Source organism: Streptomyces coeruleofuscus (genome assembly GCF_039532725.1).
Lineage (GTDB): Bacteria > Actinomycetota > Actinomycetes > Streptomycetales > Streptomycetaceae > Streptomyces > Streptomyces coeruleofuscus.
The window spans coordinates 167,925-189,951 of the sequence record NZ_BAAASE010000006.1 but is presented as its reverse complement, the minus strand read 5'-3'; the positions used below and the strand labels follow the sequence as shown (position 1 = coordinate 189,951).

The 22,027-nt window shown below is 70.1% G+C and carries 18 protein-coding genes and 1 tRNA gene; 10 read left to right on the top strand and 9 right to left on the bottom strand.

The window, feature by feature from the left end; translation table 11 throughout:
- The first annotated feature begins 342 nt into the window (after positions 1-342).
- Positions 343-900 (top strand): tyrosine-type recombinase/integrase, encoded by a 558-nt coding sequence (locus ABFX81_RS24320; protein ID WP_346138650.1) that lies wholly within the window; start codon positions 343-345, stop codon positions 898-900.
- Between the two features lie 96 nt (positions 901-996).
- On the opposite strand, the gene ABFX81_RS24315 is transcribed toward ABFX81_RS24320, so the two are convergent.
- The 4 genes from ABFX81_RS24315 to ABFX81_RS24300 all read right to left on the bottom strand — a co-directional run bounded on the left by ABFX81_RS24315 (position 997) and on the right by ABFX81_RS24300 (position 4,761).
- A complete protein-coding gene (locus tag ABFX81_RS24315; protein WP_086839493.1) occupies positions 997-1,341 on the bottom strand; it encodes a hypothetical protein in 345 nt (114 codons plus the stop codon).
- Between the two features lie 113 nt (positions 1,342-1,454).
- A tRNA-Arg gene (locus ABFX81_RS24310) sits at positions 1,455-1,527 on the bottom strand.
- 90 nt (positions 1,528-1,617) lie between these two features.
- Positions 1,618-3,273 (bottom strand): IclR family transcriptional regulator domain-containing protein, encoded by a 1,656-nt coding sequence (locus ABFX81_RS24305; RefSeq protein WP_346138649.1) that lies wholly within the window; start codon positions 3,271-3,273, stop codon positions 1,618-1,620.
- Between the two features lie 171 nt (positions 3,274-3,444).
- Positions 3,445-4,761, bottom strand: a complete 1,317-nt coding sequence (locus tag ABFX81_RS24300) for a M6 family metalloprotease domain-containing protein (protein ID WP_346138648.1) — start codon at positions 4,759-4,761, stop codon at positions 3,445-3,447.
- A 291-nt stretch (positions 4,762-5,052) separates the two neighbouring features.
- Here ABFX81_RS24300 and ABFX81_RS24295 point away from each other — a divergent pair, with 291 nt between their 5' ends.
- On the top strand, positions 5,053-5,697 hold the full coding sequence (locus ABFX81_RS24295) for a TetR/AcrR family transcriptional regulator (protein WP_346138647.1): 645 nt from the start codon (positions 5,053-5,055) through the stop codon (positions 5,695-5,697).
- A 138-nt stretch (positions 5,698-5,835) separates the two neighbouring features.
- Entirely contained in the window at positions 5,836-7,383 is a 1,548-nt protein-coding gene (locus tag ABFX81_RS24290; RefSeq protein WP_086840341.1) for a DHA2 family efflux MFS transporter permease subunit, read from the top strand.
- Positions 7,384-7,468: 85 nt separating this feature from the next.
- Here ABFX81_RS24290 and ABFX81_RS24285 read toward each other — a convergent pair whose 3' ends face one another.
- The gene (locus ABFX81_RS24285) at positions 7,469-8,002 is read right to left on the bottom strand and encodes a MarR family transcriptional regulator (protein WP_086840350.1); all 534 of its coding nucleotides are present in this window, start codon (positions 8,000-8,002) and stop codon (positions 7,469-7,471) included.
- Positions 8,003-8,092: 90 nt separating this feature from the next.
- Between ABFX81_RS24285 and ABFX81_RS24280 the strand changes: the two genes are divergently transcribed.
- Complete coding sequence (locus tag ABFX81_RS24280) at positions 8,093-8,878, top strand: dioxygenase family protein (protein ID WP_346138646.1); 786 nt, start codon at positions 8,093-8,095, stop codon at positions 8,876-8,878.
- Positions 8,879-8,900: 22 nt separating this feature from the next.
- On the opposite strand, the gene ABFX81_RS24275 is transcribed toward ABFX81_RS24280, so the two are convergent.
- A complete protein-coding gene (locus ABFX81_RS24275; protein ID WP_086840342.1) occupies positions 8,901-9,419 on the bottom strand; it encodes a GNAT family N-acetyltransferase in 519 nt (172 codons plus the stop codon).
- A gap of 193 nt (positions 9,420-9,612) precedes the next feature.
- Here ABFX81_RS24275 and ABFX81_RS24270 point away from each other — a divergent pair, with 193 nt between their 5' ends.
- Positions 9,613-10,611 carry a sigma-70 family RNA polymerase sigma factor gene (locus tag ABFX81_RS24270; RefSeq protein WP_086840344.1) on the top strand — a complete coding sequence of 333 codons (999 nt, stop codon included), beginning with the start codon at positions 9,613-9,615 and terminating at the stop codon, positions 10,609-10,611.
- A gap of 444 nt (positions 10,612-11,055) precedes the next feature.
- Entirely contained in the window at positions 11,056-11,766 is a 711-nt protein-coding gene (locus ABFX81_RS24265; protein WP_086840346.1) for a TetR family transcriptional regulator, read from the top strand.
- Between the two features lie 22 nt (positions 11,767-11,788).
- Here the strand turns inward: ABFX81_RS24265 and ABFX81_RS24260 are convergent, their stop codons facing one another.
- The 3 genes from ABFX81_RS24260 to ABFX81_RS24250 all read right to left on the bottom strand — a co-directional run bounded on the left by ABFX81_RS24260 (position 11,789) and on the right by ABFX81_RS24250 (position 16,342).
- Entirely contained in the window at positions 11,789-13,294 is a 1,506-nt protein-coding gene (locus tag ABFX81_RS24260; protein ID WP_346138645.1) for a hypothetical protein, read from the bottom strand.
- A gap of 542 nt (positions 13,295-13,836) precedes the next feature.
- Complete coding sequence (locus ABFX81_RS24255; RefSeq protein ID WP_346138644.1) at positions 13,837-15,273, bottom strand: Yip1 family protein; 1,437 nt, start codon at positions 15,271-15,273, stop codon at positions 13,837-13,839.
- Positions 15,274-15,361: 88 nt separating this feature from the next.
- Positions 15,362-16,342: a WYL domain-containing protein gene (locus tag ABFX81_RS24250; RefSeq protein ID WP_086852034.1), complete on the bottom strand. Its 981-nt coding sequence runs from the start codon at positions 16,340-16,342 to the stop codon at positions 15,362-15,364.
- A 62-nt stretch (positions 16,343-16,404) separates the two neighbouring features.
- On the opposite strand from ABFX81_RS24250, the gene ABFX81_RS24245 reads away from it, so the two are divergent.
- From ABFX81_RS24245 to ABFX81_RS24230, 4 genes are all read left to right on the top strand, one after another.
- Positions 16,405-17,913 carry a DHA2 family efflux MFS transporter permease subunit gene (locus ABFX81_RS24245; protein ID WP_086852028.1) on the top strand — a complete coding sequence of 503 codons (1,509 nt, stop codon included), beginning with the start codon at positions 16,405-16,407 and terminating at the stop codon, positions 17,911-17,913.
- 165 nt (positions 17,914-18,078) lie between these two features.
- Complete coding sequence (locus ABFX81_RS24240) at positions 18,079-18,840, top strand: DeoR family transcriptional regulator (RefSeq protein WP_086852030.1); 762 nt, start codon at positions 18,079-18,081, stop codon at positions 18,838-18,840.
- Positions 18,837-19,784 (top strand): 1-phosphofructokinase, encoded by a 948-nt coding sequence (gene pfkB / locus ABFX81_RS24235; protein WP_346138643.1) that lies wholly within the window; start codon positions 18,837-18,839, stop codon positions 19,782-19,784. Before ABFX81_RS24240 ends, pfkB begins: the two co-directional genes overlap by 4 nt.
- A 145-nt stretch (positions 19,785-19,929) precedes the next feature.
- Positions 19,930-21,993 carry a PTS fructose transporter subunit IIABC gene (locus tag ABFX81_RS24230; RefSeq protein ID WP_346138642.1) on the top strand — a complete coding sequence of 688 codons (2,064 nt, stop codon included), beginning with the start codon at positions 19,930-19,932 and terminating at the stop codon, positions 21,991-21,993.
- Positions 21,994-22,027: the final 34 nt, after the last annotated feature.

Genomic DNA, 22,027 nt, shown 5'->3' with positions numbered 1-22,027 from the left:
CCACGCCCCTCGACCGCATCCATTTCGAGGAAGTCGCCGAGTGGCTCGCCGACATGCTATCCGGCCAGGCGACGGGCGGCCGGAAGCTCAGCCCGCGCTCGGTCCGCAAGGCGTACGTCATCCTCAGGCAGATCCTTGGCTACGCGGTCAAGTCCCGTCGCCTGGCGGTCAATCCGGCTGTCGGAGTGCCGCTCCCGAAAGCGGCACCGACCGACCAGGTCTACCTCGACGACATGCAGGTCGACGCTCTGGCCAATGCGGCAGGTACCTACCGCGTGTTCATCCTGCTGCTGGCCTACACCGGTCTGCGCTGGGGCGAGGCATCTGCGCTGAAGGTGGGCCGTGTCGACCTCGACGCCTGCCGGGCGCACATCGTCGAGGCGTACGTCGAGGACAACGGCAAGCTCTACCTCGACACCCCCTCGACACCCCAAGAACCACGAGCGTCGGTCCGTACCGATCCCACGGTTCCTGGCCGAGGAGCTGAAGCCCCACGTCCAGGGGCGGGGCGACGAGGCACTCCTCTTCACCGCCCCGCAGGGTGGACCGCTACGAGCCCGCAACTTCCGTCAGCGCTTCTTCGCGCCGGCCGTCGTGAAGGCCGACTTGGGGCACCTCAAGGTCACCCCGCACAAGCTGCGCCACACGGCAGCCTCGCTCGCCATCGCCAGCGGCGCGGACGTCAACGTCGTACAGACGATGTTGGGCCACAAGTCCGCGACGCTGACCCTGGACACGTACGGGCACCTCTTCCCGGACCGTCTGGACGAGGTCTCGAAGAAGATGCACAAGCGCCGCGCCAAGCAACTGGCCAAAGCGAAGGCCAAGCTGCAGAAGGCTGAGCGGATGGCCCGCGAGGCCGCCGAGGCGGTGGCCGCCCTGGAGGAGGATGCCGCGTGATGTGTGCCTAATCCGTGCGGGGAGCTGCAGCCCGAAGGGTCCGTCCCACCGCACTGTTGCGGTGGGGCGGACCTTTGCGTATTCCCTTGGGTCAGGTTAGCCACGCGGTCGGCGGCCTTCCTCCCGACCTCGGTCCATCGCAGCAGCGGCCGCATCCGCGGCCAGCCGCTCGATCTCCTCGGGCACCCCTCGCTCGTCGAGCACGAAGAGCCGGCCACCGACGAGACGGGTGGTCGTCTTCCAGCCGAGACGGCACCCTGCTTCCCGAGCGGCATGACGAACGTCCTTGAGTTCGCCCATCTCCGCAAGATCGTCGCCGCTCAGGACCAGCTGCCCGTGGTAGCCCTGGTACTCGGGTCTGAGTACGGCCCGCATCATCGACTCAAGCCGGTCGATCAACTTCTCGTACCGGCGTCGAGCCAGCTCATCCTTGACGGGCATCCTGCACAGCTCCCCACCGGCCTCACCCACGGCATGTGTGCCATATATGTGCTGCAGGCACAGAAGCCCTCCCGTCCGATGGGCGGAAGGGCCTCTGACCAGGTGTTTCTCTGTGCCCCCGGCAGGATTCGAACCTGCGACACCCGCTTTAGGAGAGCGGTGCTCTATCCCCTGAGCTACGAAGGCAGTGGCATCGGACGCAAGCAGCGGCGTGCCTGTGGTCTGGGAGGACCACAGGCGTCAGCGTACCGGATACGGGTCGGGTGGGTGTGGGGGTCAGGTCAGGGGGACATGGGTGAAGCGGCCGGCGGTGCGGAGGTCCGACTCGATGCGGGTGGCCGTCGAGGTCAGTTCGGGGAGCAGGTCCGTCACGCACTCCCGCAGGGTGTGACGGCTGGCGTGCATCGCTGTGTTCAGGGCGGCCACCACCCTTCCGGACCGGTCGCGGACGGGGACCGCGAGGGAGCGGAGGCCCTCTTCCAGTTCCTCGTCGACCAGGGCGTAGCCCTGGGAGCGGATCGAGGCCAGGCCGAGTCGTGCTTCGTCGCGTGTGTCCGCCAGCAGGACGCGGCCCAGTGCCGTCGCGCGGGCCGGCAGGCGCGTGCCCACCGTGATGTTCACGCTCATCACCCGGCCCGTCGTCACCCGGGCCGTGCACTGGATCTCCTCACCCGAGTCCGAGAGCACCGCCAGCGACGTCGACTCGTGGATGCGGGACGTCAGGTCGGACAGGTGGGGCTGGGCGATCTCGGGCAGGGACGTGCGGGAGAGGGGTGGGAAGCCCAGGGAGAGGACCCGGGGGGTCAGGGTGAAGGTGCGGGGGCTCGGGGTGGTCACCAGGTCCAGGTGTTCGTAGGTGATGAGTGCGCGGCGGGCCGTCGCCCGGGCCAGGCCCGTCGCCTGGGCCACCTCCGTGAGGGTCAGCTCCGGCCTGCCCTCGCCGAAGGCCGTGAGGACCGTCAGGCCCCGGGCCAGGGATTCGATGAAGTCGCGGCCCAGCCGCTGCTTGGACGCGCCCGTCCAGAGAGCGAGGTTCGAGGGGGGCGGGCCCGGCTCCGGGGGCGGTGTGCGGTGCAGTTCGCGTTCCATCTCCGCCACCGCCGAGCGCAGCCTCGGCAGCAGGGTCGTGCGCAGGTCGTGTGCGGTGTGCCGGCTCGTGTGGCTGACCACGCTCGCCACGCAGGCGATCCTCCGGCGGTCGCCCGGGTGCGGGGACCGGACCGGTACCGAGACCGCCACCAGGCCCGGTTCGATCAGTTGGTCGTCCAGGGCCCAGCCGTTCGCTGCGGCCTCTTCCGTGCGGGCGACGAAGGCCTCGGCGGCTCGTTCGTCCGCTCCGTACCTGCGTGGCGGTACGGCCGTGAAGGACAGGTCCCTCGGGTCCGACGCCCTGCGGTTCCGCCAGTGCCGCCAGTCGGTGTCGGTCCACTCCGTCGCGAACAGCGGGCCCGGCGCGGTGCGTTCGGCGGGGAGCAGGTCGCCTATGCGGAAGCTCAGGGACATCGCGCGGCGGCGGGTCGCCTGGTGGATGAAGCGGATGCCGTCGCGGTCGGCGACCGCGAGGGAGACCGACTCGTCCAGTTCGTCGGCCAGGGCGTCCGCCCGGGCGGAGAGGAGAGCGGGGAGGCGCAGGGCGGAGAGGTAGGCGTTGCCCAGTTCCATCAGGCGCGGGGTCAGGTGCACGTCCCTGCCGTCCACGCGGACGTAGTCCATGCGGGCGAGTGTGGCCGTGATGCGGTCGACCGTGGAGCGGGCGAGGCCGGTGGCCCGTTCCAGGGCGCTGAGGCTCAGCGTGCCGTCCGCCTCGGTCAGTTCCCGCAGGACCGCGATGCCGCGGATCAGCGGCGTGACGGCCTCGGCGGGTGCCCCCGTCTTCCCGTCGGCCGGTGGGGCCGCGCCCTCGTGGTCGTCGTTCCTGGGTTTCGCTGGCATCGGCTCTCCGGTACGGCGGTCGCGGCAGGCCTACCGTAATCCGGAATCGGCCCCATGCCCGTTCGCCGATCGCCCCAGTGCCGGCGGCGGCCTTCCCGTCCCTGGTGCCGGCGGGGCCTCCCCGTCCCTGGTGCCGGTGGCGGCCTCCCTCCCCCCCGGCGCCCCCGCTGCCTACTCCCGCGTCACCCGCACCCGGTGGTCCCCCGCCAGATCCGCCCCCGCCACCGTGATCGTGACCCCCCTGCGCGGATCCCTGAAGGTCTCCCCGGGCCTGAACGGCGCGTCGGACAGCTCCGCGTGGACGTTGGGCGCGCGCGTGCAGCCGCCGCTGTCGCGGCGGGAGTCGAAGACGGTGACCGGGCCCATGCCCGTGTCCACCTCGGCGTCGACCTTGTAGATCAGGACGCCCGGGCGGCACACCGACTCGTCGTTGCCGCCGCGGGTGCGCAGTTCGACGGCGTAGCCGGATCGGCTGTCCAGGGGGACGAAGACCAGTTTGGAGCCGCCCGTGCGGGCCAGCGGCGTCAGGGTGTGCTCCGTGGTGCCGGGGACCGATACGCAGTGCACCTGTGCGGCGTCCAGCCAGCCCAGCTTCCACTTGTGCCAGCCGAGGAGGTCGTTGTTGGCGCCCCAGTCCTCGCTCATGATGTCCCAGTGGCCGACCGCGCCCCCGCCTTCCGCGGTGTACAGGTCGGGCAGGCCGAAGACGTGGCCGTTCTCATGGGGGAGGACGCGGTAGCCGGTGCGGCGGTAGGAGCCGGAGCCGTCGTCCTGGCGGGAGTAGACGAAGGAGGCGTTGGCCACGGGTATGCCGTCGGCTGTCGGGGCCTCGGGGTTGCCGGCGAAGGTGACCGAGAGGACGGTGTCGAGGGCGGAGGGGCCGGCGTTCGGGGTGACCAGCACGTTCATCAGGTCGTATGCACGGAAGTCCACCTTCGGGTCGGCGGCGGCCACGAGGTCCTGGACCAGCGCGCGGTACCCGGGGTCGAAGGGGGCGCCGCGCTCTATGCCGTACTCCTCGAAGGACTTCGGCATCCGCAGCCACTCCGGGATCGGGGTCTCGGGGCGGTAGTCGAGGCGGCCGTAGGAGCTGGTGCGGAACCAGTGCCGGGTCTGCGGGAAGAACTCCCGGTAGCGGTCCAGGGCCTCGCCCTCGCCGGGTGCGTCGGAGAAGTCGATCATCAGGGTGAGGGCGCGGACGGTGCCGGTGGAGCGGGCGTAGCCGGCGGTGGTGGGAATGCCCTCGGACATCTGGACCTGGCGGGCGCCGCGGATCATGCAGGGGGCGTGCGCCGAGGTGCGGGACAGGGAGATCGGGCCCGCTCCGGCCGTGCCGGCGCCCGGGGCGAGGTGGCCGGTGCCGGCCGAGGTGCTGACCGTGAAGGTCAGGGCGGTCACGCAGGCGAGGGCGGCCAGACGCCGCCGGGGTATCCGGCGGCCGGGCGGCCCCGAGCCGTACGACCGGGGGCGCTGGGGCTGCGGCTGCATGCAAGGGACCTGCAAGGGACCTCCCGCGCCACGGCAGCCTCCGGTCTCCGGCTGCACCCATGCGATCACCCTGCGTCGGGGGGTGTGGGGGGCGCGCGTTGGAGGAGACCGATCGTGGGTTTCCCGTCAGTAGCGGTGGTCCTGCCGGAACCGTGACCCAGGTCACAAATAAAAAGCCCAGGTGCGGGAAATACCGGGGACCCAGTCCCCGTTTAGCCATGTGTCCGACTGAAACGGGGAGCCTCTCCCCGGATCGCGTCACCGCACACTCAGACCACTCAGGAGTACGCCGTGCAGACCGCCACCCCCGCACCGCGCAAGGCGCCCCGGCCCCGTGCCGACGCCCTGCGCAACCGGGAGCGGATCGTCACCGCCGCCCGGGAGATGTTCGTCGAGCACGGCCCCGAGGTGCCGCTCGACGACATCGCCCGCCGGGCCGGCGTGGGCAACGCCACGGTGTACCGCAACTTCCCGGACCGCGACGCGCTCGTGCGCGAGGTCGTCTGCTCCGTGCTGGACCGTACGGTCGCGGCGGGCGAGCTCGCGCTCGCGGAGACCGGGGACGCCTTCGAGGCCCTGGAGCGCTTCGTGCACACCTCCGCCGACGAGCGGATCAGCGCGCTGTGCCCGATGGTCTCGAGCACGTTCGACGAGAACCACCCCGACCTGGAAGCTGCGCGCGAGCGCGTGGAGCGGATCCTCCAGGAGGTCATGGACCGCGCCAAGGCGGCCGGCCAGCTCCGCCCCGACGTCGGCGTCGGTGACGTGATGGTCGCCGTGGCCCAGCTCAGCCGGCCCCCGGCCGGCACGGCGTGTTTCAGCGCCGACTCGTTCGTACACCGTCATCTTCAGCTGTTCCTGGACGGACTGCGGGCCCCGGCCCGTTCCGCCCTGCCGGGCGCGGCAGTGACCATGGAGGACCTCCGCCAAGCCTGACCGATCAGTTCCGGGCGCCACCTCAGTCAGCACACACAGCTCACGGCCGAGCCGGTCGTCGAGTCGTCCCTCAGCGACACCCTTTTCGTCACCTTTTCCGTCACTTTTTCCGACACTTGTCCCGAAGTGGGTATCCCCATGTCTGAAACAGCCTCAAAGGCACTCGGCGCCCCGGCGGCTTCGCCGGACGCCGGCCGCTGGAAAGCGCTCGTCTTCATCGCGCTGGCCCAGCTGATGGTCGTCCTGGACGCCACCATCGTGAACATCGCCCTGCCCTCCGCCCAGCAGGACCTGGGCATCTCCGACGGCAACCGGCAGTGGGTCGTCACGGCCTACGCCCTCGCCTTCGGCGGTCTGCTCCTGTTCGGCGGCCGGATAGCCGACCTGTGGGGCCGCAAGAAGGCCTTCGTCGTGGGCCTGGGCGGATTCGCCGTGGCGTCCGCGCTCGGCGGTGCGGCCACCAACGAGGCGATGATGTTCGGCGCCCGCGCGCTCCAGGGTGTCTTCGGAGCCCTGCTCGCGCCCGCCGCGCTCTCCCTGCTGGCCGTGATGTTCACCGACGCCAAGGAGCGCGCCAAGGCGTTCGGCATCTACGGTGCGATCGCCGGTGGCGGCGGTGCCGTCGGTCTGATCCTGGGCGGCTTCCTCACCGAGTACCTGGACTGGCGCTGGACGTTCTTCGTGAACATCCCGTTCGCCATCGTCGCCGCGGCCGGTGCGTACTTCGTCATCCGCGAGCCGGAGGGCGGCCGCAACCGCTCCCCGCTCGACATCCCGGGCGTGGTCCTGTCCACCCTCGGCCTGGTCGCCCTGGTCTACGGCTTCACCCGCGCCGAGTCCGAGGGCTGGAGCGACTCCGTGACGATCGGCATGTTCGTGGCCTCCGCCGTCCTGCTCGCGACCTTCGTGGTCGTCGAGTCCCGGGTGAAGGCACCGCTGCTGCCGCTGCGCGTGATCACCGAGCGCAACCGCGGTGGTGTCTACCTCTCCCTCGGTCTCGCGATCATCGCGATGTTCGGCCTGTTCCTCTTCCTGACCTACTACCTCCAGATCGTGAAGGGGTACTCGCCGGTCAAGACCGGGTTCGCGTTCCTGCCGATGATCGTGGGCATGATCACGGGTTCCACCCAGATCGGCACCCGTCTGATGACCCGGGTCGCGCCGCGCCTGCTGATGGGCCCCGGCTTCCTGGTCGCCGCGCTCGGCATGCTGCTGCTGACCCGGCTGGAGATCGGCTCCTCGTACGCGGCCCTGCTGCTGCCGGCGATGCTCCTGCTCGGCCTGGGCATGGGTACGGCCTTCATGCCGGCCATGTCGCTGTCCACGCAGGGGGTGGAGCCGCGGGACTCCGGTGTCGCCTCCGCGATGGTCAACACCTCGCAGCAGGTGGGCGGCGCGATCGGTACGGCCCTGCTGAACACCATCGCCGCCTCGGCGACCACGGCGTACGTCGCCGACCACATCGCCGGGGCGACCAGCCGGTCCCAGCAGCAGCTGGTCCAGCTGGAGGCCATGGTGGAGGGCTACACGAGCGCCATCTGGTTCGCCGTCGGCATCCTCGTCGTGGCCGCCGCGATCGCCCTGACCTTCGTCAACGCCGGCCGTCCGGGCAGCACGCCCGTGACCGGCTCCGGTTCCGGCGAGGGCGTGGCGGACGAGGTGCAGATCCCGGTCGTCGCCCACTGACGGCACCCGGAAACACCCCTTCGGGCCCTCCGTAGGTACGAGGAGGGGACGCCTCGTACCTACGGATTCCAGGACCTGCCCCGGCTCAGCGGAGCCAGGGCAGGTCCGCACCCGCTTCGGCCGGCTGGAGTCCCTCGGCGATGATCCGCATGATCTCGCCGAGGGACTTCTGCTGTTCCGGGGTGAGCCGGTCGAAGACCGCCTGGCGTACGGCCTCGACATGGCCCGGCGCGGTCTGCCGCAGTACCTCGTAGCCCTGGTCCGTGAGCACGGCGAACTGGCCCCGCTTGTCGTCGGGGCAGTCCTCGCGGTGCACCCAGCCGTTCTTCTCCAGGCGCGCGATGGCGTGCGACAGGCGGGAGCGGGTGATCTTCGCCAGCATCGCGAGCTCCGTCATCCGCAGCCGCCGCCTCGGCGCCTCGGCGAGCTTGACCAGAAGGCCGTAGTAGACGTGCGGCATGCCCGCGTCGCGTTGGAGCTGACGGTCGAGATGGTCGTCGAGGAGGGTGACGCCCTCCATGAACGAGCGCCAAACGCGCTGCTCCTCCTGGGTGAGCCAGCGCGGTTCCGGAGGCTCTGCCGCGGAGCCCGGTGCCGATGCGGATGCGGGTGCCTTCATGTCTTCCACTCTACGTGGCCCCTCCTTGAACTTTAAACAAATGGCCCGTACAGTTTTGTTAGGGAACCATGTTTTGGAAGGAGCCGCAGCATGTCCGCCGCCACCCAGGAGCGCATGCCCGCTCTGTACCTCAGCCACGGCGCCCCGCCGCTGGCGGACGACCCGGTCTGGCCCGGTGAACTGGCCGCCTGGTCGGCCGGCCTGCCGCGCCCCCGGGCGATCCTGATGGTCTCCGCCCACTGGGAGGAGGCCCCGCTCGCCATCGGCGCCACCGAGACCGTCCCGCTCGTCTACGACTTCTGGGGCTTCCCCGAGCACTACTACCGGGTGACCTACGAGGCCCCCGGCGCACCGGAGCTCGCCGAGTCGGTACGGAAGCTGCTGCGCGCCCCCGGCGTGCCCGTGCAGGACGTACCCGACCGGGGCCTCGACCACGGGGCGTACGTCCCGCTCGTCGAGATGTACCCGGAGGCCGACATCCCGGTCCTCCAGGTCTCCATGCCGACGCTCGACCCGGTCCGGCTCATGGAGATCGGCCGCAGGCTCGCCCCCTTGCGGGACGAGGGCGTGCTCATCGTCGGCTCCGGCTTCTTCACCCACAACCTGGCCGCGCTCCGGCAGGGCGGCATCCCCGCCTGGTCGGCTGAGTTCGACGACTGGGGCCGGCGGGCGCTGGAGGCGCGTGACGTGGACGCCCTGCTCGACTTCACCCGCAAGTCGCCCGCGGGGCAGCTCGCCCATCCGCGCACGGAGCACTTCGCCCCGCTGTTCGTGACCATGGGTGCGGCCGACGCGGCCGGTGAGCTGGACGCGCACAAGTCGGTGATCGACGGCTTCTGGATGGGGCTGGCGAAGCGGTCGGTGCAGTTCGGCTGAGGCCGCTCCGGGGAAGCCGGGACTACAGGGGCTTCTCGTACCAGGCCACGTCCCAGTAGCGGCCGAACTTGCGGCCGACCTCCCGGTAGGTGCCGACGTACCGGAAGCCGAAGCGCTCGTGCAGCCGGGCCGAGGCCTCGTTCGGCTGGGCGACGCCCGCGTAGGCGCGGTGCAGGTCCTCGCCGGACAGTGCCTCGAAGAGTGCCTTGTAGAGGAGGGTCCCGATGCCGCGGCGGCCGGCGTGCGGGGCGACGTACACCGTCGTCTCCACGGAGGTCGCGTAGGCGGGCTTCGCGCGGAAAGGGCTGGATGTGGCGTAGCCCAGAATCTGCTGTGAGTCCGGGGCCGTGGCAACCATCAGGCGGTAAGGGCCGTCTTCTGGGTGGGAGAGCAGCCAAGGGCGGCGCTCTTCCGGAGTGAAGATCGCGGTATCGAATGTGATCGCCGTCTCACGAACATAGTGGTTGTAGAGAGCCGTGAGGGCCTCGAGGTCATCCTCGACTCCCGGCCTGACCTGCACCTCTGTAGGTTCCGACGACATCGCACCCCCTCGCGTGGCCCGACAGGGTACTGCATGATCAGAAAATTCGGGGGGTGGGTTGGGAATTCTGTCCTGATTCCAGTCGTTGTTTCCATCGGATGCAGGGCACCCGAGGAGAGTCCGGAGAGTCCCGGAGACGGAGTCCAGCGTCCGAAGGACCACCCGCTGACCTCATCATCGCAAGGGAGCACGCATGGCAACCCGTGCCGTCGCCCGTCGTCAGTCCGCCACCGGCGAGACGGTCGACAGGGCAAGCAGTGTTCGCGCCCATGGCGGCGAGATCGCCGATCGCGACCTGGTCGGCATGTACCTCGACGAGATCGCGCGTACACCGCTGCTCGACGCCGCCAAGGAAGTCGAGCTGTCCCAGGTCATCGAAGCGGGTGTGTTCGCGCGGCAGGTCCTCGACGGGTACGAGGAGACCAAGGCGGACGCCACCCGTGAGGAGCTGGAAGCCCTGGTCGCCGACGCGGAGCGGGCCAAGGACGTCTTCATCCGCTCCAACCTGCGCCTGGTCGTCGCCGTCGCCCGCCGCTACCCCCGCAGCGGTCTGCCGCTGCTGGACCTGATCCAGGAGGGCAACGCCGGCCTGGTGCGCGCGGTCGAGAAGTTCGACTACCGCAAGGGCTTCAAGTTCTCCACGTACGCGACGTGGTGGATCCGCCAGGCCATCACCCGCTCCATAGCCGACCAGTCCCGTACGATCCGCCTGCCCGTCCACCTCGTGGAGGAGCTTGGCCGGATCCGGCGGGTGCAGCGCGAGTTCAACCGCGAGCACGGGCGGGACCCGGAGCCCGCGGAGATCGCCGCCGAGCTCGGTTCGACGCCGGAGCGCGTCACCGACGTGCTCGACTGGGCCCGCGACCCGGTCTCGCTGAACATGTCGGTGGACGACGAGGGCGAGACCCAGTTCGGCGACCTCCTGGAGGACACCTCGGCGGTGTCGCCCGAGCAGTCGGTGCTCACGCTGCTGCGCAGCGAGGAGCTCGACGACCTCATCGGCCGCCTCGACCAGCGCACGGCCTCGATCATCAAGATGCGCTACGGCATCGAGGACGGCCGGGAGCGCACGCTGACCGAGGTCGGCAAGGAGCACGGCCTGACCCGCGAGCGCATCCGGCAGATCGAGAAGCACGCGCTGCTGGAGCTGAAGAAGCTGGCGCGCAGCACCGGGTTCGACGCGGCGGCGTGACGCCGGTGTCCGCCGGTGGGCGTCCGGGCGTACGACTCGTCCCACGGCCTGTGGGTGTAGTCCCGCTGTCTGTCGACGACGGACAGTGTGCGCCCGGGGCTCGCCGCGTACGCCGGGTGGCGAAAGACCGCGCAAACATGGCCATGTAACGCCGCTTCAACCCGTGGGGCACCGGGAACAAGACTTCCGGGCCCACCAGTTCGGGCCCGGGACCACGCCCCTGGCCCCCCAGAGCCAAGTCCCGTCGCACTCCCCCCGGCGCCGGGACTCTCCAAAGCCGGGCTTCGGCGCCCCTCCCCCCGGGCGCCGGGGCCCGGCTCTCTGCGTGACCGGGGGAGTGTGAGGGTGGAGGGCGATGTGCTGGAGGGCGGGGCACCCCGTACCTGAACCACGGGGTGGCCCGCCAGATGGCAGATTGTGTCACATGGGCATAGCCTGCCGGGCGTGAGCAGCACCACCCCGACCCCTCCTCAGGCCTCGCTGACCGAGCGGCGGAAGGCCGAGACGCGTATGGAGATCGCCCGGGCCGCGGCCGGCCTCTTCGTACGGCACGGCCTGCGCGCGACCCGCGCGGAGGACATCGCCCAGGCGGCCGGCATCGCCCCGCGCACCTTCTACCGGTACTTCGCCACCAAGGAGGAGGCCGTCGCCCCGCTCTACGCGGCCGGCGCCCAGCGCTGGGTGGAGGCGGTACGCGCGGCTCCCGCCGACGACTGCGTGCCCCAGGCCCTGGAGCACGCAGTGCGCCACACCCTCACCCCGGGCGTCGGCGTCTCGGCGTCCTCCTGGGAGTGGGTCCGCACACTCCTGCGCCTCGCCGAGGCCAACCCGTCCCTGCGCAGGGTGTGGGCGGAGGTGTGCCAGGCATCCGAGCGGTCGCTGACGGAGGTACTGGCCGCGCGGCTGACGGCCGGTCCAGCGCGGACTCCCTCGACAACCGGCCGCGATAACGTTGCCACGCCCTTGGACCTGCGCTTCGCGGCCGCCGTGGCGAGCGCGGCCGTACGTGCGGCGGTGGAGGGCTGGGCGGCGGCCGGGGACGTCCCGGCGGACGGGCCGGAGGGGCCGGCGGCACTGGCGTTGCGGAATCTGGGGGTGCTGCGGGATTTCCCCTGGGAGAGCCGGCGACGCGACGCTGGACGGTCACGCCGTTGACAGGGCCTTGAGGTCACTCGGCTCACAGGGCCTTGTCGACGAACCCAGGGCAGTCGCTTGCCGACTTGAAGGTTTTCGCGGCGTCGCGAAGAGACACGTCGAACACGCTTATCTGCGCGAGCGACACCGCCTCGTCGGGTCCGGCTCTGGTGAGCGTGGCCTTGTACGCCTCGGCACTGGCCTGGGCCGGAGACGTCCCCTGCTCGAGTTCACCACCCATCACCTCGGTGAAAACGGTCAGGGCTTCCCTGGAGACGCCGGACGTCTCCAACTGCGCGGCACATTGCCGGATGGCCTTCAGTTCGTCTTCGAGGTCCTGCTCGGACAGCTTCGGAGCCTTGACGACGGCGAACTCGGCCCTGCCCTGTTCCGCACCCCCCTCGTGCTTCACCTGGGTGGTGTTCTCCTTCTGTCCGGAAGCCACCTGCGACGCCTTCACCACCGCTCGGATGGTGACCGTGACCGTCTCCTCCGGCCGGATGTTGGTGTCACCCTCCGTGGGGCAGGTCACCACGGTGTCCCCCGCGGTGATGTCGCAGTCGTTCTCCGCACCTGATTCCGTCGTCAGCTGGGCATGCAACACGGGGTGGATGACGCCTCCCCCGGCACCGCCCGATGCCGAGCCGAACTCGTCCTCCACCGTCACACCGGTGACGTCGTCATCCCCGTGATTGGTGACCTTGACGGTGAAGGACTGGAACTCTCCCGGAGCGACCGTAGAGCTCAAGGGTTTGTTCCTGATCTCCAGCAGGGGTTTGCCCGAGTGCTCGTCGGTGTTCTCGTCGAGTTTTTCGAGGAAGTCCTCTCCCGATTCCTTCGCCTTGTCCCGGTCTTCGCGGGACACCGACCGGTCGTAGGACTTCAGCAGAGTGCGGCTCAGCTGCTCCACGTTCTTCTTGAGCTCGGTCCGCTGCTTCGGCGGAAGGCTCCGGTCGCCAAGAATCCGCTGGGCCTTCCCCATGGCCTCCATGGCCTCCACCGCTCCGTCGAGTTCCTTCTGGGGCGGGGATTCCTTTCGCATGCGAGCCAGCGTTTTGTTGTCCTGCTCAGCCTGATTGCGGACGAAGGCCCGTGCGTCCTTGGTTGCTTCCTGATTCGTGAACAGCCTGAAGCGCTCGGTCATCTCTTCCACGAGCTCCGTGTAGGCGGCCCGCTGCTCGGGAGGCGTCTTGGCTCCGCGCGGCGCACCTGGATCCTGGATCGTCTCCAGCGTGCTGACTGTCCCGTCCACGATTTTGGTGTAGGCGGACCGCGCCTCGCGCGGCGTGACCGGCTCCTGGATCACTCCCAGCGTGTCGGCCGTCCTTTCCACGATGTGCGTGGCGGCGAGCCGCTGCTCGCGAGGCGTCCGGGGATCCTGGATCGTCTCCAGCGTGTCGGTGAGCCGGGACACGATTCTCGTGTAAGCGGCCCGTTGGCTGGGCGGGACGTCTGGATTCCTGCTCAACTTCAGCAGCCCGCTCAGCTCGTTCTCGACTTCCTCCTTCACTTCCTCCGGCACCTGCAGCGCCGCCGTGCGCTGCTCCATGAGCTTCGCTTGTTCCGAGGGGTCGGCCGGTGACGTGGGCTGCGACTCGGTGCCGGAGTCCGTCGGTTCGCCGGGGCCGGTCGGCTCGCTCGGCTCGGTCTGCGTGCCGGGGTCCGTCGTCTCGGGATCCGTCGGTGTGCCGGGCTCGGGCGGACTGGACTCGGTCGGCGTGCCCGGTTCCGGGGTGCCGGGTTCCGGGGTGCCGGGATCGGGCGTGCCGGGATCGGGGGTGCCGGGATCGGGGGTGCCGGGATCCGGTGTGCCGGGATCCGGCGGTGGGGTGGGAGTCTGGGCCGGTGTCACGGTCGCGGCTTGGCCGAAGGCCCCTGTCGCGGAGAGGGTCACGCCTCCTGAGAGGGAGAGCGCTGCAACCAAGCAGTACGTGCAGCCCCTGTAACGGCAGGAACGTCGCCGGGCGTTTCTGGCCATGGCACATCCAGGTGCACTGTGGAAAACATGCGGATTTGCCCGTACAGACACAACTATCACTTACGACTACTTTGGACCCAATGGGGTACTCCTGCAACTCGGCACCCAGTGCGCTACAACGACGCCATCAATGCCGCGACGGAGACTTTTGTTGAAGTCGAACGCGACTCCACGCCGTACCGATCCTCTTCCCTCGCGATTTCCCCCACGTCTGGCCTTTTCCTGGGGTTGAATTTGTAGGACGAGATGGCGTACTCGTAACCGAACTTTTCCTGATTGCCGTACCAGAGTACGGTCACGTACCGGGGTCTGCGGGTGACGTTGATGATGTTGTTGTTGTGGCGTACCTTCCCTTCATGGATGAGCATATCGCTGCATTTTGCGCAGTAGAATCGCCCCTCCTTCTTCTGCCAGGAGGGGTGCGCCCGCTGAAGTTGCAGGAGATCGATCTTTCCGCGATCCATTCTCATCGCCACCACGGCCAAGGTCGCTTCCAGGAGATCGTATTCGACGCTCCTGGGGATCTGTATCACCTTTTCCTTGACGTGACCCTCTCCAGGATGAAGCCAGTACCCCGGTCCGGCGAATTGTCCGGCGCTTATCGTTTTGCTGCCTGATTCAGTGACATGAAGCTCTGCGTCGTATCCACCCTCCAGAGCATTCTTCCAGTCCCTCAGTCCCTCGTCGTCATTCGAGTATTCAGCCGAACGCCCGTAGACCAGGTACTTGTCAACGAGGATGTATGCCGGGACCTTTCCGGTGTTCTCCACCTGGAACGTCATCGGCACATGGATGAACGGGCGGGTGGGATCGGTGTGAGGGGTGCCGAACTTTGCCGTGAGGGTGACGTAGAAGGGAGCGGAGGTGGGCTGGTAGACGGCGGAGTATGCGAAGTTCGTGGAGGCCAGGATGCCGGACAGGGCCACCCCGGTCGCAAATCTTTTGGGGTGGGGTATGGCTCTCCACACGTGCCCCTGGATCAGCCGCCAGAGGGCCCACAGCGACCATGCGAAGAGCAGCAGGTATGCCGGGAAGTAGAATGTCGGTTCTCTTTCCTGGAGCCAGGTGAACAGGAGAATGCTCTCCGTGATCAAGGCGATCAGTGCCCCGACCAGTACCACGGCTCCGGAGTACTTGAACTGCCGTTTTCCCTCATAGTCGAGGGCCGCCAGCGCCGCGAGGCCCTGCACCGCGCCGGACAGGATGAAGAGGAACCCCGTCATGCGCTGCGCGAACGTCAGTGCCCCCATGGCGTCCGGTGTTCCGACCACGGTGAGCAGGACCATGGAAAGGATCAGTCCCGCCATCATGAGCGCTGTGGCCGTGCGTCTTCGCCACGCGCGATCGGGCCATATCTCGCTGCCGGCCTCGCGCCAGACGATGACTCTCCGGTCTTCCAGATCGATGCTTTCCGGGCAGCCGAGTTCTCGGAGAACCTTGCGCAGCCCGCTCGGGGACCAGGCGCTGCCCACCTTTGTTCCACCCACGCTGACTGCGCGGAGGCCTCTGCTGTCCGGCGGCTCCACAATCACCCTGGGAGTCTTCTCCATGAGGGACAGTCTTGATCATGAACGGACAACACGCAGCCGGGCTTGCTCCATCCGGCCCGCGCGCGGCCGCCCCCGGGCAACGGGCGCTTCACCTCACGCTCCGTCCCCCCTCGCCAGCCCTGCTCAACCGCGCCCCCAAGTCCCTCACGGCCGTCACGAGTTCCTCCGGCGCGTGCACCACGAAGTCGCACTCCAGCAGCGCCAGCCGGAACGCCACCCACTGCACCGCGTCCCCCACGGATCCCCGCAGCCGGCAGCTGCCGTCGTCCAGCGGCTCCGGCGTCCCCAGCCATGCGGGCATCCGTGCGGCGACGAAGTCGGCCGGTGCGGCGAACGTGACCTCGAAGTCGTACGCCTCCTGCTGCCGTTGCATCGACTGCCGCAGGTACTCCGCCGCGTTCCCCGTCGGCAGCTCGCGCGGCACGAACCGAGCCCCCGTGGCGAACGGTTCGCTCACGCGGTCGACGCGGAACGTGCGCCAGTCGTCGCGGTCGATGTCGTACGCCACCAGGTACCAGCGGCGGCCCGTCGACACCAGCCGGTACGGCTCCGTCAGGCGCCGTGACTCGGAGCCGTCCGCCGCCCGGTAGGCGAACCGCAGCCGCTCGTGCCCGGCCGCCGTGGAGGCCATGACGGTGAGTGTCTCGGGCGCGATGCTGGGCCCGTCCCCGCTGGTCAGCGGTGTGGTCGCGGCCTGGAGGGTGGTCACGCGGTGCCGCAGCCGGCCCGGCAGCACCTGCTCCAGCTTGGCCAGTGCCCGCACCGACGCCTCGTCCAGGCCCTCGACCGCGTGCCCGGCCCCGGCGCGCAACCCGACCGCGATGGCCACGGCCTCCTCGTCGTCGAGCACGAGGGGCGGCATGGCCTTGCCGGCGACCAGCCGGTAGCCGCCGTCGGCGCCCTTGCTCGCCTGCACGGGATAGCCGAGCTCGCGCAGCCGGTCGATGTCCCGCCGGACCGTGCGGCGGGAGACCCCGAGCCGGCCGGCGAGCTCGCCGCCGGGCCACTCGCGGGGGGTCTGGAGGAGGGAGAGGAGCGTCAGGAGCCGGGCCGGAGTGTCCGTCGTCATACCGACGAGGATGCCGCACCAGTAGGACAAGATCTGACCTATTGGTCCTCTAACTTCGTGGCATGACCTCCACCGAGACCACACCCAGCACCGCGGGCGGCGGGACCGACCGCCGCCGTTGGTTCGCTCTGGCGATCGTGATGACCGCCGCCTTCATGGACCTCGTCGACGTGACGATCGTCAACATCGCCATCCCGTCGATCCAGCGGGAGTCCGGTGCGTCCTTCAGCCAGATCCAGTGGATCACCGCCGGTTACGCCCTCGCCTTCGCCGCCGGTCTGATCACAGGCGGACGGCTCGGTGACATCTACGGCCGCAAGCGGATCTTCCTCATCGGCATCGGCGGCTTCACCGTCGCCTCCGCACTGTGCGGACTCGCCGTGAACCCGGAGATGCTGGTCGCCTCGCGGTTCCTCCAGGGCGCCATGGCGGCGCTGATGGTGCCGCAGGTGCTGTCGATCGTGCACGCGACCTTCCCGGCGCACGAGCGGGGCAAGGTGTTCGGGCTGTTCGGCGCGGTCGTCGGTCTCGGGGCCGTGTCCGGTCCGCTGCTCGGCGCGCTGCTGACCGAGTGGAACCTGTTCGGGTGGGAGTGGCGCTCGATCTTCCTGATCAACCTGCCCGTGGGCGTCGCGGGTCTGATCCTGGGCAGCCGTTTCATCACCGAGTCCAAGGCGCCGCGGGCCCTGAAGCTGGACCTGGTGGGTGTCGCGCTCGTGACGCTGGGCCTGCTGATGCTGCTCTACCCGCTCATCCGAGGCCGCGAGCTGGGCTGGCCGCTGTGGGGGTACGTCTCGATGGCCGGCTCGCTCGTCGTCCTCGCGGCGCTGGTGGCGTACGAGCGGCGCAAGACCGCACGGGACGGCTCTCCGCTGGTCGAGCTGTCGCTGTTCCGGGTCAAGAGCTTCGCGGCCGGGATCGCCGTGCAGACCGTCTTCGGCGTCGCGCTCGGCGTCTTCTTCCTGGTGTGGACGCTGTACATGCAGTTCGGACTGGGCTGGAGCCCGCTGAAGGCCGGGCTGACCGGGGTGCCGTTCTCGATCGCCGTGTCGGTGGCCGCCGGGATGTCGGTGCAGCAACTGGTCCCGCGCTTCGGGCGCAAGGTGCTCCAGGCGGGCGGGCTGGTGATGGCGGCCGGGGTGCTGCTCTACCTCTGGGAGTCCGGGCACTACGGCCTCGGCATCGCGCCCTGGCAGATGGCGCTGCCGCTGGTCGTGATGGGCGTGGGCATGGGCTTGATCGTCGCTCCGCTGACCGACGCGATCCTCTCCGAGGTGCCGCGCGAGCACTCCGGCTCGGCCTCCGGTCTGCTCAACACCGTGCAGCAGATGGGCAACGCGCTGGGCCTGGGCCTGGTGTCGGTCGTCTTCTTCGGCACGATCGGCGACCATCTGCGCCCGGACCAGGTGGGCCCGGCCTTCGCGGACGCCTTCCGGAACTCGCTGGGCTGGGTGGCCGCGGTGATGGGTGTGATCTTCCTGCTGATGTTCGCCCTGCCGAAGCGGCCGGCGCAGCATGTCGAGGGGGAGCAGGCCGCGACGGAGCAGAAGGAACCGGCGCTGGCTTCCTGACAGTCGTCCGGCAATCGTCGGAGAACGGGCTCGGCACATCGGTGCCGAGCCCGTCTCTGTTTCCGATCATGCCCGATTAAGCCCGAACCTGTTTACTTCACGGAAATCTCGGCGTAGCCTCCCGCTGAAACCACACGTTCGGGCACGAGGCGGAGGCGAACAGACATGTACGCACCGGAGCGGCAGCAGGAGATCCTCCGGCTCGCCCGTGACGGCGGCCGAGTGGATGTCGTGTCGCTGGCCGAGGAGTTCCAGGTGACGGCGGAGACGATCCGCCGGGACCTGAAGGCCCTCGACCGCGCCGGACTGGTCCGCCGGGTGCACGGCGGCGCCATCCCGGTCGGGCGGCTCGACTTCGAACCGGACCTCGCCGAGCGCGAGACGACGGCCGCCGACGAGAAGGACCGCATCGCCAAGGCGGCCCTCGCGGAACTGCCGAGCGAGGGCACGATGATCCTCGACGCCGGGACGACGGTGGCCAAGATGGCCGCCGCCCTTCCGCTGGAGTCCGCCCTCACCGTCGTCACGCACAGCCTGCCCATCGCGGCCCGCCTCGCCGACCACCCCGGCATCCAGCTCCACCTCGTCGGGGGGCGCGTACGGCACCGTACGCGCGCCGCCGTGGACGCCTGGGCGCTGCGCGCGTACGGCGAGATCCGCGCGGACGTGCTGTTCGTGGCCGCCAACGGCTTCTCCGCCGAACACGGCCTGACCACCCCCGACCTCGCCGAGGCCGCCGTCAAGCGGGCGGCCGTCGCCGCCGCCCGCCGCGTGGTGCTGCTCGCCGACTCCTCCAAGCACGGCCAGGAGCACTTCGCCCGCTTCGGCGACCTGAGCGATGTGGACCTGCTGATCACCGACAGCGGGCTGAGCCCCGAAGACACCGTCGCCATCGAGCGCGGCGGCACGGAAGTAGTGCGCGCATGATCCTCACCGTGACCCCCAACCCGTCCCTCGACCGCACCTACGAGGTGCCGTCCCTCGACCGCGGCGAGGTCATCCGCGCCACCGGCGAGCGGATGGACCCGGGGGGCAAGGGCGTGAACGTCTCGCGCGCGGTCGCGGCGGCCGGTCAGCGCACGGTGGCGGTCCTGCCCCTGGGCGGTGCCCCGGGCGCGCTCGTCGCCGACCTGCTCGACGCGCAGGGCATCGAGGTCGCGCCGGTCCCGGTCGCCGGGGCCACCCGCTCCAACATCGCCCTCGCCGAAGCCGACGGCGTCCTGACGAAGATCAACGCGCCGGGCCCCGAACTGTCCGAGGCCGAGCGCGAACTGCTCCTGGAGACCGTACGGCAGCAGTCTCGCGACGCCGCCTGGATCGCCTGCTGCGGCAGCCTGCCGCGCGGCCTCGCCCCCTCCTGGTACGCCGAGCTGGTCGCCCGCACGCACGCCGCCGGTGCGCGGATCGCCCTGGACACCTCCGGGCCCGCGCTCCTCGCGGCCCTGCGTGAGCGGCCCGACGTGGTCAAGCCGAACGCCGAGGAGCTCGCGGAGGCCGTCGGCCGCCCCCTCGCCACCGTCGGCGACGCCGTGAAGGCGGCAGAGGAACTGCGCGAGATGGGCGCCCGGGCCGTCCTCGCCAGCCTCGGCGCCGACGGGCAGCTGCTCGTCTCCGACGAGGGCGCCTGGTTCGGCGGCGCCCGCGTGGACACCGTACGCAGCAACGTGGGCGCCGGTGATTCCTCCCTCGCCGGTTTCCTGATCGCCGGCGGCAGCGGCCCCGAGGCCCTCGCCTCGGCGGTCGCCCATGGCGCGGCGGCCGTCCAGCTGCCCGGCAGCGTCATGCCGGAGCCCGGCGACCTGGACCCGGCCGCGGTGACGGTCACGGCGGACATCCCGGCGGACCGTGCGCTGAAGGAGCCGGTGTCATGACGTACGAGGAGCAGCGCGGACCGACCCGCGAGCGGCCGACCTCCCCGTTACGGCCCGCCGCCACCCCCGTCACCCCCCACCGCATCCCCGTCCCCTCCCCCGCCCATTCGTCTGACCGGGCGATACGCGTGCTAAGGAGCCCGCGATGAGCGACATGATCACCGCGGACCTGGTCGATCTCGACCTGTCCGCCGATACCAAGGAAGCGGCGGCGCGTGCCCTCGCCGAGCGCATGGTGGCCCTGGGCCGGGTGACCGACCTGGACGGCTTCCTCGCCGACGTGGCCGCCCGCGAAGCCCAGATGCCGACCGGCCTCGACGGCGGCATCGGCATCCCGCACTGCCGCAGCGAGCACGTCACCGAGCCGACGCTCGCCTTCGGGCGCAGCGCCGACGGCATCGACTTCGGCGCGGCGGACGGCCCCGCCGACCTGATCTTCCTGATCGCCGCGCCGGCCGGCGCCGACGACGCCCACCTGACGATCCTGTCGTCGCTGGCCCGGCAGCTGATGAACACGGAGTTCACCGACGCCCTGCGCGCGGTGGGCGACGCGGCGGCCGCGGCGGCGCTGATCCGCGGTGACGAGCCCGACGCGGCCGACCCGTCCGCCGAGGCCGGCTCCGAAGACCCCGTGGCGTCGGCGGGAGCGGCCTCTCCCGCCGCCGCCACGGTCACCGACGACGCCGACGACACCGCTGACGCGGGGGAGCGCCCGTTCCGCATCGTCGCCGTCACCTCCTGCCCCACCGGCATCGCCCACACCTACATGGCGGCCGAGTCGCTGGAGAACGCCGGCCGTGCGGCGGGTGTCGACATCACCGTCGAGCCCCAGGGCTCGGCCGGCTTCACCCGGCTCGACCCGGCGGTCATCGCGGCGGCGGACGGCGTGATCTTCGCCCACGACGTGCCCGTACGGGAGAAGGATCGCTTCGCCGGGAAGCCGACGGTCGACGTCGGTGTGAAGGCGGGCATCAACCGCCCCGCGGAACTCATCACCGAGGTCCGCGACAAGGCCGCCCGCGGTGAGGTCACCTCCGGCTCCCCGGGCAGCACGCCCGTCGAGCGCAGCGGCGACTCCAGCGAGGGCTACGGCACCAAGCTGCGCAAGTGGCTGATGTCCGGCGTGAGTTACATGGTGCCGTTCGTCGCGGCGGGCGGTCTGCTGATCGCTCTCGGCTTCGCGATCGGCGGCTGGAAGGTCGACAAGGCCCCCTCGGTGATGGAGCACTTCATGTGGCTCCAGGCCGACAGCTGGGCGGCCCTGCTCTTCCAGATCGGCGGGGTGGCCTTCGGCTTCCTCGTCCCGGTCCTGGCCGGCTACATCGCCTACGGCATGGCCGACCGGCCCGGTCTCGTCCCCGGCTTCGTCGGCGGCTCGATCGCCCTGACCATCAACGCCGGGTTCCTCGGCGGTCTCGCGGCCGGTCTGATCGCCGGTGGCGTGGTCATCGCCATCCAGAAGGTGAACATCCCGGCGGCGCTGCGCGGCATCATGCCGGTGGTGGTGATCCCGCTGATCTCCTCGGCGATCGTCGGGTTCCTGATGTTCGTCGTCATCGGCAAGCCCATCGCCGAGGCCCAGAAGGGCATGACCGACTGGCTGAACGGCCTGTCCGGCAGCAACGCCATCCTGCTCGGCGCCCTCCTCGGCCTGATGATGTGCTTCGACCTCGGCGGTCCGGTCAACAAGGTCGCCTACACCTTCGCCACCGCCGGCATCGCGGTGTCCAGCCCCAGCGACTCCGCGATGAAGATCATGGCGGCGGTCATGGCGGCCGGCATGGTGCCTCCGCTGGCGATGGCCCTGGCCACGACCGTGCGCGGCAAGCTCTTCACGCACACCGAGCGCGAGAACGGCAAGGCCGCCTGGGTGCTCGGCGCCTCCTTCATCTCCGAGGGCGCGATCCCGTTCGCCGCGGCCGACCCGCTGCGCGTCATCCCGGCCTCCATGGCGGGCGGCGCGATCACCGGCGCCCTGTCGATGGCCTTCGGCTCCACCCTGCGGGCCCCGCACGGCGGCATCTTCGTGGTCCCGCTGATCGGCAGCCCGCTGCTCTACCTGGTCGCCATCGCCGCGGGCGTCTGCGTCACCACGGCCCTGGTGGTCGTCCTGAAGGGCCTGCGCAAGCCGGCTCCGGGCGCCACGTCGGCCTCCGGCGAGGGCAGCGCGGCTCAAGCGGCGGAGACGAAGCAGCCGGTGGCGGCGTAAGGGCTCAACGCCTGGGAGTCCAGGGTTCGTCCCC

Bases quoted from the DNA above. Each gene is read 5' to 3' on its own strand.
- ABFX81_RS24315 (WP_086839493.1), bottom strand. From the start codon at position 1,341: ATGCCCGTCAAGGATGAGCTGGCTCGACGCCGGTACGAGAAGTTGATC.
- ABFX81_RS24305 (WP_346138649.1), bottom strand. From the start codon at position 3,273: ATGCCAGCGAAACCCAGGAACGACGACCACGAGGGCGCGGCCCCACCG.
- ABFX81_RS24300 (WP_346138648.1), bottom strand. From the start codon at position 4,761: ATGCAGCCGCAGCCCCAGCGCCCCCGGTCGTACGGCTCGGGGCCGCCC.
- ABFX81_RS24290 (WP_086840341.1), top strand. From the start codon at position 5,836: ATGTCTGAAACAGCCTCAAAGGCACTCGGCGCCCCGGCGGCTTCGCCG.
- ABFX81_RS24285 (WP_086840350.1), bottom strand. From the start codon at position 8,002: ATGAAGGCACCCGCATCCGCATCGGCACCGGGCTCCGCGGCAGAGCCT.
- ABFX81_RS24280 (WP_346138646.1), top strand. From the start codon at position 8,093: ATGTCCGCCGCCACCCAGGAGCGCATGCCCGCTCTGTACCTCAGCCAC.
- ABFX81_RS24275 (WP_086840342.1), bottom strand. From the start codon at position 9,419: ATGTCGTCGGAACCTACAGAGGTGCAGGTCAGGCCGGGAGTCGAGGAT.
- ABFX81_RS24270 (WP_086840344.1), top strand. From the start codon at position 9,613: ATGGCAACCCGTGCCGTCGCCCGTCGTCAGTCCGCCACCGGCGAGACG.
- ABFX81_RS24260 (WP_346138645.1), bottom strand. From the start codon at position 13,294: ATGGAGCAGCGCACGGCGGCGCTGCAGGTGCCGGAGGAAGTGAAGGAG.
- ABFX81_RS24255 (WP_346138644.1), bottom strand. From the start codon at position 15,273: ATGGAGAAGACTCCCAGGGTGATTGTGGAGCCGCCGGACAGCAGAGGC.
- ABFX81_RS24250 (WP_086852034.1), bottom strand. From the start codon at position 16,342: ATGACGACGGACACTCCGGCCCGGCTCCTGACGCTCCTCTCCCTCCTC.
- ABFX81_RS24245 (WP_086852028.1), top strand. From the start codon at position 16,405: ATGACCTCCACCGAGACCACACCCAGCACCGCGGGCGGCGGGACCGAC.
- ABFX81_RS24240 (WP_086852030.1), top strand. From the start codon at position 18,079: ATGTACGCACCGGAGCGGCAGCAGGAGATCCTCCGGCTCGCCCGTGAC.
- pfkB (WP_346138643.1), top strand. From the start codon at position 18,837: ATGATCCTCACCGTGACCCCCAACCCGTCCCTCGACCGCACCTACGAG.
- ABFX81_RS24230 (WP_346138642.1), top strand. From the start codon at position 19,930: ATGAGCGACATGATCACCGCGGACCTGGTCGATCTCGACCTGTCCGCC.